11 protein-coding genes are annotated in these 13,381 nt (G+C 34.8%); all 11 read right to left on the bottom strand.

Going from position 1 to position 13,381, the window contains the following annotated elements:
• Window position 1: 1 nt before the first annotated feature.
• The 11 genes from asnB (AC2D6U_RS12385) to asnB (AC2D6U_RS12335) all read right to left on the bottom strand — a co-directional run bounded on the left by asnB (AC2D6U_RS12385) (window position 2) and on the right by asnB (AC2D6U_RS12335) (window position 13,381).
• The gene (gene asnB / locus AC2D6U_RS12385; protein WP_484721301.1) at window positions 2–1,852 is read right to left on the bottom strand and encodes an asparagine synthase (glutamine-hydrolyzing); all 1,851 of its coding nucleotides are present in this window, start codon (window positions 1,850–1,852) and stop codon (window positions 2–4) included.
• A 3-nt stretch (window positions 1,853–1,855) separates the two neighbouring features.
• Complete coding sequence (locus AC2D6U_RS12380) at window positions 1,856–3,100, bottom strand: glycosyltransferase family protein (protein WP_484721300.1); 1,245 nt, start codon at window positions 3,098–3,100, stop codon at window positions 1,856–1,858.
• A 24-nt stretch (window positions 3,101–3,124) separates the two neighbouring features.
• Window positions 3,125–4,372: a glycosyltransferase family protein gene (locus AC2D6U_RS12375; protein WP_484721299.1), complete on the bottom strand. Its 1,248-nt coding sequence runs from the start codon at window positions 4,370–4,372 to the stop codon at window positions 3,125–3,127.
• A 39-nt stretch (window positions 4,373–4,411) separates the two neighbouring features.
• Window positions 4,412–5,281 carry an NAD-dependent epimerase/dehydratase family protein gene (locus AC2D6U_RS12370; protein ID WP_484721298.1) on the bottom strand — a complete coding sequence of 290 codons (870 nt, stop codon included), beginning with the start codon at window positions 5,279–5,281 and terminating at the stop codon, window positions 4,412–4,414.
• Window positions 5,282–5,384: 103 nt separating this feature from the next.
• Window positions 5,385–6,647 carry a glycosyltransferase family protein gene (locus AC2D6U_RS12365; protein ID WP_484721297.1) on the bottom strand — a complete coding sequence of 421 codons (1,263 nt, stop codon included), beginning with the start codon at window positions 6,645–6,647 and terminating at the stop codon, window positions 5,385–5,387.
• A 138-nt stretch (window positions 6,648–6,785) separates the two neighbouring features.
• Entirely contained in the window at window positions 6,786–7,724 is a 939-nt protein-coding gene (locus AC2D6U_RS12360; protein WP_484721296.1) for a methionyl-tRNA formyltransferase, read from the bottom strand.
• Window positions 7,721–8,449: a polysaccharide deacetylase WbmS family protein gene (locus AC2D6U_RS12355; protein ID WP_484721295.1), complete on the bottom strand. Its 729-nt coding sequence runs from the start codon at window positions 8,447–8,449 to the stop codon at window positions 7,721–7,723. The genes AC2D6U_RS12360 and AC2D6U_RS12355 overlap by 4 nt, the downstream gene beginning before the upstream one ends.
• Window positions 8,449–9,816 carry an FAD-dependent oxidoreductase gene (locus AC2D6U_RS12350; protein WP_484721294.1) on the bottom strand — a complete coding sequence of 456 codons (1,368 nt, stop codon included), beginning with the start codon at window positions 9,814–9,816 and terminating at the stop codon, window positions 8,449–8,451. The genes AC2D6U_RS12355 and AC2D6U_RS12350 overlap by 1 nt, the downstream gene beginning before the upstream one ends.
• Complete coding sequence (locus AC2D6U_RS12345; RefSeq protein WP_484721293.1) at window positions 9,813–10,844, bottom strand: GNAT family N-acetyltransferase; 1,032 nt, start codon at window positions 10,842–10,844, stop codon at window positions 9,813–9,815. The genes AC2D6U_RS12350 and AC2D6U_RS12345 overlap by 4 nt, the downstream gene beginning before the upstream one ends.
• Window positions 10,844–11,476, bottom strand: coding sequence for a class I SAM-dependent methyltransferase (locus AC2D6U_RS12340; protein ID WP_484721292.1), 633 nt, complete (start codon window positions 11,474–11,476; stop codon window positions 10,844–10,846). The genes AC2D6U_RS12345 and AC2D6U_RS12340 overlap by 1 nt, the downstream gene beginning before the upstream one ends.
• Before the next feature lie 6 nt (window positions 11,477–11,482).
• Window positions 11,483–13,381 (bottom strand): asparagine synthase (glutamine-hydrolyzing), encoded by a 1,899-nt coding sequence (gene asnB, locus AC2D6U_RS12335; protein ID WP_484721291.1) that lies wholly within the window; start codon window positions 13,379–13,381, stop codon window positions 11,483–11,485.

Below are 13,381 nucleotides of genomic sequence, written 5' to 3'. Positions count from 1 at the left end.
GTCATTTATTCATTGAAAAACGTTCATACCAAGCTTGAAAGCTCAATACTCGAAAGAAGGTATTATTATAGCTCTTTTTACCCTCAGTAAATTCTTGGAAATTTTTTAAAAGATCTTCTTTGATAAATTCAGGATGATCAAATAATGCGTTTTTCAGCATATTGATAGCATATTTTGAATTATCTCTCATAAACTCTTCCTCTGGTGCTTCAAAACCTTTTTTCGAATGTCTATTTCTTATTTTATCAGGGATCACTCCCTTCATCGCTTCCCTTAAGATTAATTTTGTTGTTCCTCTTGACATTTTCATTTTATCAGGTAATGACATCATAAAGTCGGCTAATTCAAAGTCTAAGAATGGTAGTCTTGACTCAATTGAATGCATCATTGAATTCCTATCCTCAGAATGCAATTGATAAGGAATACTTGAATACTTAACTTCGTGAATAGAATTACTATGATAATTTTTGAAACCAATATTGTCATGATCCCTTTCAATGATTTGCTTCTTTAATGATGACTTAAAAACATCTAGGCTATTTTTCTTGAGAAATGAATAATCTATGCTTAATGTTCTTAACATATGAGACAAGTTATTAAACAAGAGAGCTTTATATGTGTAGTGGTGCTTCTTCTGAGCTCCCAATTCTTTAATTAAACTCCAAACTTTTCCACTTCGAAGTAAATCCTGATTATAGAATCTGAATGGCAAGTAACCAGCTAAAAACTCATCTGAACCTTGGCCATCTAACATTACCGTTAACTTTGCTTGCTTTGCTGCTTCAAAAACAGAATATTCCGAAAAGTGTGAAACGCTTTTTATAGGTTGGTCTTGATGATAAACAATATCTAAGAGCTTGTTTTCAGAAGATAGGTCGTTTACATTAGGAAATATTTTAAGTGACTCGAATTGAGTTTGACTAATCACCTCATCAATAAACTCTTGCTCATCATATTTCTTATTACTCCAGCACGCAGAAATGGTCAGTGCAGATAGATTATATGCGGTTTGTTTGTTTGCTACAGATACAATTGATGAACTATCTAAGCCCCCCGATAAACAAGATCCTATAGAAACATCTGATCTCAGGCGAAGTTCTACTGCCCTTTCAAAGAGCCTTTTGAACTCCTCTGTAGCATCTTCAAAACTAATACTTTTATTGACTTTAATTTTAGAAACATCATAATATTCATAGTTCTTAACCTTTTTATCATTTAATGATATCACAAAATTATGTCCTGGGCTAACCTCTTCAACTCCCTCATAAAAAGTCTTTTCTGAAGTATTCAACTGACGATTAATTAAGAATCTGGCCGCTGACTCGGTATTTAATTTTGCTCTAAAATCTTTAAGAGCAAATAGTTGCTTAACTTCTGAACAAAAGACCAAACGCTTTGCACTTTTCCAGATGTAAAGAGGCTTTATACCAAACCTATCTCTACTAGCAACCACAGTATTTGTACTTACATCATAAATGACCAAACCCCACATGCCATTAAATCTCTGGAAACAATCCTCTCCCCATTCTCTGTAAGCAGCCAATATAACCTCTGTATCTGTCCTAGTTTTAAAGGAATATCCTTTAACCTTTAATTGTTCGCGCAATTCTAAATAGTTGAAGATCTCACCATTAAAAACAATGGTATTTCCTCTTTCATCTATCATTGGTTGGTGACCTGCTGCAGATAAATCAAGTATTGAAAGTCTTCTAAAGCCTAATCCAATATTATCATTGATAAAAACTCCTTCATCATCTGGTCCTCGATGAATAATTCTATCATTCATGGATTCGATATCTTGAGTTAAAACAGGATTGCTTGTCAAATTAATAATTGCGCTAAGTCCACACATGACTCAATCTTTTAGGTATGAAATTTCTTCTATTCTTTGATTTATCAGCAATTTTTCCTGTTCCGAGCTTGGTATATAGGTAGTTAAAAAGCTTGGTGTAAAGGTATAGTTCAATTCCTTACCTAGGGATAGATCATGAACATTATTCAAAAGATTCTCGCAAAATGCCTCAGTTGTTAAATGTGTCTCAAAAAATAATCGCCCTTTATTGACAAGCTCATCACGCTTTTGTTTATCCAATATTATGGTCTTTAATTCCTCATAGATATTATCTGGCCCTACATCTATAATGGGGCAGTCTTTTAAATCAATCCCCTGATCATACTTACCATAATTCATCCTTGAAAGGACAACTTTTCCTAAAGCTAGTCCTTCTGTAGATAATCTTCCCCCTCCAGTAGCCAACAATTGATCTATGATAATATCAGCATTTGCATAAAGTGCTTTTGCCTTCTCATTGGGCATCCCTTCAACTAATTCAAAAGTAAAGGGTACTCTTTCCTTTTTTAGCCTATCTACGGCTTCAAGCACGTGTTTTGTTCCTTTGATAATTGGAGATGAAGGTGCATGAATGACGAGTGGGATTTTGTTTTGGGCTCTCGGGGATTCTTTAAAATCAGCACTATAAACCGTCATTGGAAAATGCATAAAAGGTCTCGCCTGCAGCTGAGCCTGTTCCCTTTTACTATATATTAGATCTGCATGCTTTTCAGCTTTAGAGATGATCTGTAATCTATATCTGAGGGCAGTCGCAGAGTAATCATATTTGTCTGGATATAATATATAATCTAAACCAAGGCTCTGCATTTCTTGCTTTTGTGCCTCTGCCCATCTTGCATCATCTCCGCAGAAGATCATGACTACCTTTTTTTCTTTAGACTTTAAGTATGCAAAATCTCTTCTATCTGTATAAACAGTATTATACATAAAGACAAAAAGATCACTTTTGGAGCATAATTGCTCATAGGCTCTTTTTGTAAAATCATACTTGACAAAACCGGATATATGTCTAGATACTGATTTTAAAAATTTCTTGCCTTTTGTAGAGATAGGTAAGGTATTAATCAAACGAGCAAAAGGAACTATTTCAGTATTAACAAATGTATATTCATCTTGAGTATCAATTGGAGATTGTGGTTGATACTGTACAAATGAAAATACCTCGTAACCCAACTCCTGAAAAGATCTTCGAAGATCTCTAAACTGAGAAGAAACGTCTATTCCACATAAACAGACAGACTTAATCATTTTACAGAGTCTTTCAAGCTATAATTATTCAATGATTTCCTTACCACTTCTAGGAAGTTTTATACTAGAATTAATCTTATGAAATACTTTGCCGATATAATCTATTGAATGATATTTTTCAACAAACTTTAATCCCTTTTCACTGTGTTGGCTCAATGAAATATCACCGTTAATGATGTTAATAAAGGAGTTTTTGATACTTAAAAAGTCGGAATTGATATGAGGAATTTCATCTACGCTTTCTAAGTTTCCCGAATTCAAGTAGAGATCAATTAAATCTTGTCTCAAATAACAAATCACAGGTTTTGCCATTGACATTGCCTCTAAGGCAAACATAGCATACCACCCAATTATGAGTTGGTCGGCTACGACATCAACATCAGACATAGCTTGAAGAACTTCTGCGTTAGACTTGCCTTGAATTAAAACTAGCTCGATAGGGTAACCCTCTGTTTTTAATTCTTCGATCGCTTTAATGAAAAAATCCGTTCCTTTAATAGTTCTGTGATTAGGGGCATGAAGCACTTTTAAAGGATGTTCTTTAGAAAACTCTCTTTCATAAAAACTTGATTCTCGTCTATAGGGAATGAACTTAGTGACATCTATTGAAAAATGAGCCAATGTAAGTGTGTCCCAATGGTAGGTGTAGTCCACCCAGTCGCATCCACTAATTACATGATCAGCATGGGTAATCCATCTCCTTACTTGTTTTTCTGTCTCCTCAATTCTTTCATAGAATTGAGGGTAGTCTGTAGCCATGGCATATTTAAATAACAAATTTGGACAATGACTCATGATATGAACATCGCCTCCATAAGGCATAACTACAGATTTTGTTCTGGATAGTTTGAACAGTATTGGTTCATATTTTTTTAAAACTGGATTAGTAAAGAGCGGTCCACCATTGAAATAAAAATAAATACATCGATATCTCGAGACTGCCCTTATGAAAAAGGCATATTTTCTTAGATACCTTCCAATTCTAGTTTTGCGTTGAATAACTTTATCTCCTCGATAATCAAATTCATCCGTGATAAAATATACGACATTAACAAAAGTCTCTACAGTGTAACCTTGCTGTAATAACGCCTTCTTATGGTATACATTATTGATTAAGGGTTCTGGACCAATGCCAACGTCTATTTCTTTCTTACCGAAATACCTAACATAAATACATACAAGATATAGGTATGGCAATCCAATTAGTAATTCGAATACATTACTAACTCGCTCAATAATTTTTCGCGTAAAATATTTTAGGTGTGAAACCATTTGGAGTTCAAGTATAAAAGTGATCTAATTAAGAATTGATTAGAACAATTCTTGTATGATAGACTCGAACCTAACTTTCGGTTCGTAGACGTTTGTTTTAAGGAGCTCGGTATCAGCTAATACATTATCAGCTGTACTATCCGTAAACTCAAATTTGGGTGTCACCCCTAATTTATCTCCTATGGTATCAACTATTTCTTTAAGAGTGAAATGCTCTGGGCCCGCAACATTATAAGTGTAACTGCCTTTAGTTTGGAGCAATTTTTCCAATACCTTTACCACATCACTGACGTGAATTGGATTTATCCGAATTCCTCCATTCTTGGTCAATCTAATTGGGTTCCCATTTTTGACATTATCAACTAGACGCGGAATAAGCATCGAACGCTTTTGTTCCTTACCATACATAAAGAACAATCTAATGATTGATACATCGAAAAAGGTTGTGTAGTTGTGAGTCAAGATTTCACTACATAGCTTCGTGGCAAAATAATTTCCCAATTGGCCAAATGTATTGATTGGCGAATTTTCATTCACTGCACCTACACTTGTATCATAAATACCACCTGTTGAAGTAAAAATGAACTTTTCTGCTCCCGAATTTTTAGCATAATCAAGAAGTTTAGCTGTTGAAGATACATTTACTTCAAACACTTCAACTGCATGATTAGGGAACTCTCTGAATAAGTCTGATTGTGCTAAATGAATAACTCCAAATATGTCCTTGGGGAGGTCATCCGTAGACCATTTTGAAACAAAGTCTTTGGCATAGTATTTCACATTTGGCAAAGGTTCAGCTGGAAGTGAATGCACTATAGCGTGAATTTCATATTCCTCATTCAAGCCTTTTAGAGTGTTTTTCCCCAAAAGACCATTAGAGCCCGTAACTAGAATTCTCTTTTTTTCCATCAAGTACTAGGTTTATTCTTTTACATCGAATTGAATATTAAAATATGGTTATTCGATTAAAACGAACGCAAACATACAATTTATTCTCAGTGTAGCGTAGTAATTATTCTGCTGATGTGCTATTAGAAGCATATCTATTTTCAACTAAGGGGTGCTGAATTTTTGGCAAACTATTATTGTATGACTCTTTTCTTACAGGATGAAAGAAGTTCATTGAATCCACAGAAGAATCTTCATACCAGCACTTCTTTATAAATTGTTCAAAAAAAGTGGTAATAGCTTCAGTTGAATTGTACTTTTCTACATATTTCCTACAGGCATCCCCTAATTGATTTCTCAAAGCAGGATTAGTAATCAGCAATCTCAAATTATCTTTTATATTTTCGGGAGAGGAAGATAGAATGGGACACTCATTGAGGTATGAATATCTTCTAAAAATCGTGGTTATTTCTTTATTTTCGAGATTGGCGATTACCGCATTTCCAGAAGCCATTCCCTCCATTCCATTCATCCCATAACCAGTGAAAATAATCTGTTCTATGAGAATATCAGACTGCTCAGTAAGTATTTCCCTCACTTTTTCGTTTGGAACATTTTCCAAAAGGACAAACTTTATTTTCAATCCTTCATCTTTAAGTTGTTGAATAGCATCTATGATAAATTCAGTACCTTTAAAGCCTCTATGATTAGGCGAGTGCACAATGCAAACTTCATTGGAAACTCCATCCGCATTATTGTGAGGTTTATTTCTCTTCCATCTATCCAAATCTACACAAAGAGAACTTACAGGAAGGATATCCCATCTGGATGCATCATCTATCATTGTACCCATTTGAATGAAATCTGCATTTTTAACCCAATATTTGACCCTTTTGATAATATTATCTTCATTATGAATCTCGCTTGGAAAATTCAACATTAGATTGTGCTTAACTGAGGGGTCAATAATTTTCGAATATTTGTAATAATCGCTCCCATATGGTATGATCATTACCTTTTTATTGAGCCTATCTATGATTTCATATTCTTTGTCTTCGAATGGCAAACCGTCCAAAAAAGTAAATCGAAAGGCCATGACAAATAGGTCATAGTTTTTCAGCGCATACTCAAAAACAGCCAGTCTCTGCTTTGTCCGTTCTAGATCTGTAGGATCTTTAGAAATTGGATATATATCATCAGCACACAAATCAAAATCTTCCTTTCGATTAATTTTGGGTACCATCATTGTGATGGAGTCTGAAATATATCCACTACTTTTTAAAGCTCTAGACCAATATTTATTATTAATTATCGGACATGGACCAAAAAGTATACGTGGTTCATTTTCATTAGAGCTTTTTTCAATTTTATCAACTCTATATTTCATGAATCGATAAAACATCAATTTCTGTCTCGGCTTTTTTAACCGCTCATTTATCCTTTCATTATACTCCTTAAGAAACATTCTTATCCGATAATAAACTCTATAGATTAACCAAGTCCTGAAATTCATATTATACTTCAGCTATTTTAATCTTGATCTTATACTCGAGAAAAATCTTGTAGGTTTGTCTCTAACGCCATCTCTCTCTATCTCCATAATTTCTATCTTCCCTTTACCTGTCAAAACATGTAAAGTTGAATCTTCTCTATTAAATGAAGTTATTTGACCAGGTATTCCACTATATATTTCTTCATCTATATGAACTCGAGCCCTCCATATGATGATTTTTACACCTTCCTCATCAAAACAGAACGAACCACTGAACGGCTCCGAACTAGCATTAACCAATCTAATTATAGATTCAGCACTCTGTTTCCAATCAATTTGTCCATCCTCTGGTTTTCTAGGGTAACATCTCAAGGCTTTTGATGGATCCTTAGATTGTTCCTCAAGGATAAAATCAGAATCATTTTTAAGGGCATTTATTGCTTGCAAGAATAATTGAGGAATTTCCATACTCATCCATGAATAAACCTGACCTACTCTTGTGTTGATATTTATGGGAAAGTATGACCTGGAAATAATGTCTCCAGAATCAAGGACACCAGCGATCATCTTGTGTATACAGAGTCCTATCTTGCTTTCTCCATTAATGATGGCCCATGCTTGACAGGCATTTCCTCGATAACGAGGTAAATCACCACCGTGAGCATTTAATACACCCAGTTTGAAGTTAGAGATGAATTCTTCACCAATAATACCAATCCAATTGATACTTACAGCTACATCAATTTGACCTAATTGTTCCACAAAACGCTTGCAGTCAGCACTATTAATTCTTTGGGTATTATAGAATGGAATTCTTAAATTATCAGCAAAATTTCTGAAATCATCTTCATTTGCTGAATATTCAACGGCAGCTCTACAAGTGATTATTCCCACTATTTCAAGCCCATTTTCAAGCAAGAGCTTTCCTGATTCAAGTAACATGTCAGTTCTTCCAGCTAAAAGAATTCTCATTTTGCGAAAGCCATTAATTGTTCCAAAAATCTACGTGTTCCCTTTTCAGCATTAATTTGAAAATCTTTTAGTTTCTGATAATCATCTAAATAAGGCCTTGCAATGTCGTATTGGCTTAGATGAGAGGTATTTAGGAACACATGAATAGGGTGAAAATCGAAAATTTTTAATCCTTTCACTCCAAGAAGATCTTCAATGTTTACCTCTCTATTATAGAGAATATGAGTGTCATCTTCCCAATAATAAGGTAGTCTGGTAAACCCTTCAGAATAATAAGGTATAGGCTTTAGTTCCATTTCTGAAATATACATGAGTAGTAGATTTACATCAAACCTCAAACCTCTTGCTATAAATTCATCTACAATTGGAGCACTTTGAGTTAATGAGTGACTTCTTACTGAAACAGCATCAGGAACCATTTCATGATAATAATTTATAACCTCTTTATAATTTGAGCCGTACCTATGGTCTCCATTAAGTAGAAAATTGAAATTAGGATGTATACCCAATTCAAAATTTTTGTTCTGTCTAATTCTATCAAGTACAGTCGTGGGATGGGTAACAAAAAATGTGGCTTTGGCTTCATACTTTTCTAGTAAATCTATACAATAGTTGAGAACCTCATCACTTGCCCAGTCTATGTCAAAGGTTAGAAAAATAGAATCATCATATGAACCTCGAAGATCTTCAAAGTCACATATTCTTTGAAATTTGAGATGCTTCATCAATTATGCATAATTTCCTGATATACATCTTTCAATATATCCCTGTAGAAAAACAAGCCTTCTTTAGTATTGAGCCCTAAAAGAGTCACATTGTCAAATTTACCTTGGCATGTTTGCCTCAATTCTTTATTCGCATAAGTATTTTTAAGTGTGGGCTTGGGAAAGCCGTAAGGTAAAAATTCAACTTTTGAAAACATTAATTGATTGCCCGATTGCAAAAGACCCATGTCTGTTAAATCCTTGATCGTACTTTGGATTAATGCTTCCTCGGTCCATTTATTTTGGTTTGTAATAACTTCTACGGTCACTTTGTTAAGCGAAGTTTCCTCCGTAAAATTCTGATATAAAGTAATTCTATATGTATCTCTTTTTGGTGAAAGATCATAATAATAGTATCCTCCTCCGGACAGTAGGGCTTTATTAAAAGCTAAATTGACAATAGCAGTTGTTCTGGGTTGATCAAACTTTTTAAAATCTAGTTCATGACCAAAGAATTTAGCATAAGGCATAAGACCAGCTGTCCAATACAATCTTTCGATGGCTTCCCTTTCGCCATCAATTTCAATCTCACTTATGCTACCTTTTACACCTGACGGTAGTTCAATATGAGAGCCCTCTTTTATTCTCACTCCCCGAGACTGAAGTTCTAAAGTGATACCATCTATGAACTTTTGAATCCCAACTTTTTTGGGATAAAATGATTTCAAGCCTGATGTAAATTCTCTAGGGATGTTTCTTTGATCTGGATAAGCAAAAACACCACGCAGCTTATCAGTATTCACTTTTAAATCAAATTCTTCCCTTTCAAATAAATGGACTCTGAAGACAGGAACTAAATTAACCGCAAATGGATCTAGGTCCTTAAGATCTGCATCATAAACATTTTTGAATATGTCCCTCAGATAATGATTGGTAAAATGATCACCATATTTATTCAATAAAAAATCCTCCAAAGAGTGTCCATCAGGTAATGCTTCTTCCTTTGAAGACCTTTCCAAGATCTGAGACAAAACAATTTCTCTCTCTTGTTTTGGTAAAACGTTAAGGTCGGGCGCAATCGACTTGTTATTTAAGTTGTTCTCGAAATATACCCCGGCTATATCCCTCTTCTCATTGTCAAATTCTTGCCATTCATTTCCGGTGAGAAATGATTCTAAACGACTATCTACAGCACGCAAGCCTGTTTCAGCAGGAATGTGTGTGCCAATATCAAATTGTCCCACGTTTTGGTATGACAAAGACCTTAATAAGCCACCAATTTTACCCTTTTCTACAAGTATTACCTTTTCACCGCCAAACTTTTCAGATAAGAGCAAAGCAGTGAAAAGTCCTGTGATTCCTCCACCTACGATAATGTGTTTTTTCATTTTCCTTGTGTTAGCATATCAAAAGGTACTGTATAAAAAAATTGATAGTCACTCAGTAAAACATCGGGACTTGAGTTTAAAACCTCTTGATTCTCTAGTTGAATCAAGTACCTGTAATCGAAATCATTTGCCCCCCACCTATTTTTAAACCTGTAAAGCGACTCTTGAGTTTTCCAAGTACCACCCCAGTTCCAATATGAGAAACCGTTCTTGATAGCTTCCAGCATGCACTGATAAATTAAGAATGAATTGGGCTGAAGTCCTCTATATTCAATATTGATTGTAGGCGTATGATAATCTACAATACCTTCATGATAAAACACTAATAAAGCTGCAGCAAGCTGACCATCCAATTTTGCACCCAAGACGCGAAAGTCCTTTCCATAAGTGTAATTGGCCTGTAAGGCCTCATAGAAAGAGAAAGGTTTTACAGTTCCATTGATAGCCTCCATATTTGCTTTGTGCAAACCATACATAGGATCAATCAATTCGATCGAATCTATTAATTCAAAGCCAGATTTTAATGATTTTCTTACCATATTTCTGGTCTTAAAATGGAACTTATCCATTAATTCATCCTCAGATTGAACTCCATGAAGAGGAGTTATCTGGCATATTCTATTTTCTATGATTATGCCATCCAAGGCGTAATCCGGAATTGTCAATGCGTGAAAAGGATTTTCTGAAATCATTACTAAGGCCGTGTCATTACCCAAATTGCCTTTTTGTAAAACAAAAGAATTCAAATCACGCATAACTTGATCTGAATTCGAAATTGCTCCACCGTGACTTCCATAAAAAGGCAAAGAGTTGTATACTTTTCCATACCTGCCATTTTTAGACATCAAAGGAAGGACGCCTATAATTTGCCCCCTTTCTTCCCAAATCAAAGTCTCATTTGTTGCTCCTGTCGTTTGAAGAATTATTTCTAAATAAGGCTGTTGAGCATAAAACAAATACTGGGTTTTAAATGAATTCAGAAAATCTTGAAATGCTCTATGATCAAGAGATGTAATTTTTCTAATCACTATTTGTAAATATTATCAGGTTTAAGGATGGTCTCATCCTTGAAAAAATGAAAGGTGAGCTCATAAGGCATATAAGATTCATCTATAGCCACTCTTTTGGTCAATGTGCTTTTTGCAAACATGTAAAGCTCAAGTACGTTTTGATGAAAAGCTCCTTTTTGAATATAGTCCACTTGATCTGTCATAAAGTTGACTGAAAGGATGTGATTAGTTCGATTAAAAAGATGTATTAAATTATCATAAACAATTTGTTGATGCTCATCCCGATTGTCAACATAGAGTAAATTGAAAACACCAGCAGCAACGATCACATCAAAGTTATCATTTATGTCAAAGCAATCTTTAATTGTTAAAAATTCACCAAAAGTGTAATTATTTTTATTTTCCTTGATGAAGCTTTCCACAATATCAACTCCTGTGTACTTGGCACTAGGATAATTATCTTTGACATAATTCGACATTTGGCCTAAACCACAACCATAGTCTAGTACAGAAAAATGATCCAAATTTACATAGGTAAAAAGTGAATCGAATCTTTCGATCTGTCTACCTTTTGGAATAAAGACGGCATTTAAAGAATTACCGTGTTTATTAAATGCATTTTGATATTGGTCTTTTACTTTTTCAATCATGCTGCGTTACTTCAAGCCTTCAGTTTCTCCATTTAAGAAGATTCTACACCACCATTCAAAATTCATAAAAGACCAAATCAAAAGTCGATGGTTAATATGTTGTTCCGTATGCTCCTTGATAATCTTTTCTACATAATTATAGTTAATGAATTCTGAAGAAATTGATCTTTTTTTATCCAACAAAAGTTCTTTCACATATCCCATATTCTCTCCTCTGTACCAGCTTTCGTCTGGGGCTGAAAATCCCTGCTTTTTTCGCTCGATAATTTTTGAAGGTATATAGTCCTTCATTGCTTCTCTAAGTACTTTTTTACCGTCATCAAAATTTCGGTACCGAAGTTTCATATTAACATTTTCATCTATTCTTTTAATCTCATCATTGAGATTTCCAAGCTTATATTTAACGGGAATTCTCTGTGCAAAATTAACCAAATCATTATCCATAAACGGAAACCTCTCCTCTAAACCATTTGCCATTGCAAGTTTATCACCGACCAAGAATAATCCTGGTAAGAAAGTCTTTGCTTCAAAATACAATGAGTTCTGTATATGATTCTCCGGACTGTCATACTTCAAAGATTTATTAAACCTAAAAACCCTTTCAAAAATCATTCTTGGTTCGGATAAATCCATTTGTATTAGCTTATCTGAATTGAAAAGATCAGACTTTTGATCATCAGGCACAAGCCTCTGCCAAAAAGCATAATATTGATCATAAAAATTCTCTTGACTAATGGAATCAAATATTCTGTAATAGCGCCATGGATAACCTCCGAAAAGTTCATCCCCTCCTGTACCTTGAAGACATACCTTTACAAATTTGGAAGCTAATCGAGCAATATAATAATTGGGATATGACATACCCACTCTTAAGTCTTCCAAATGATATACTAATTTCGGTAGTGACCAACGTAGATCTCCAGCATTCATGACCTGCTCAAAATGTTCCGTTTTGAAGTTGTTAGCCATCAATTCAGCATCCCTTCTTTCATCGTAGTTAGCTTCTACTCCTGTGACTTCACTCATGTCAAAACCACAGGTAAAAGTGGATATGCGTGGCACATATTTGGAAGCGATGGCAGTGATTGTTCCGGAATCCATTCCGCCAGAAAGATAACTACCAACAGGAACATCTGAGGCCATCTGACGAGCGACAGCTTGTTCCATTAATCTTTCCGTTTCTAACTTCGCATCTTCAAAGGTTAATGTTGAATCGGGTTGAGTAAAATCGTAGTCCCACCATGAATGATGTTTAACACTTTTTGTATGAGTGTCTACCACAACGGAGTTTGCTGGCGGAAGCATAGTAACTCCATTAAATAAAGTCCGATAAGTAAAAAGGTTTTGAAATGTAAAATATTCATTGAGCGCACCTAGATCAACTCCCATGCTGTAATCTGGATGCTTTAGAATTGCTTTGATCTCGGAGCTGAAAACAAGTGAGCGACCATTAAACCAATAGTACAATGGTTTAATTCCAAATCGATCTCTGAACAGATAAAGTTTTCTTTCTTTTGTATCCCAACAGGCAATGGCAAACATACCATTCAACCTATGGACAAACTCAATTCCAAAAGCAGAAATCCCCTCAACAAGTACTTCTGTATCAGACCCTGAATGAAAACTATGACCCTTTGCTCTAAGTTCTTGTCTTAATTCTAAGTAATTGTAAATGCACCCATTAAAAACAATGATATATCGACCATCTGATGAAGGCATCGGCTGTGCCCCATTATCTGAAGTATCCAAAATCGCCAACCTCTTGTGTACGAAACCTAAGTTTTCATCAATAAATATACCATCACCATCTGGCCCTCTGTGGGCGATACTCTCACCCATCGCCTTAAGTAACTGAGAGGGTACTGGTTTTTTATCTATATTAAATACTCCTGCTAATCCACACAT

The organism is Roseivirga sp. YIW32, assembly GCF_057219245.1.
The sequence above is the reverse complement of the archived record's forward strand: the minus strand, read 5'-3'. Positions and strand labels throughout refer to the sequence as shown.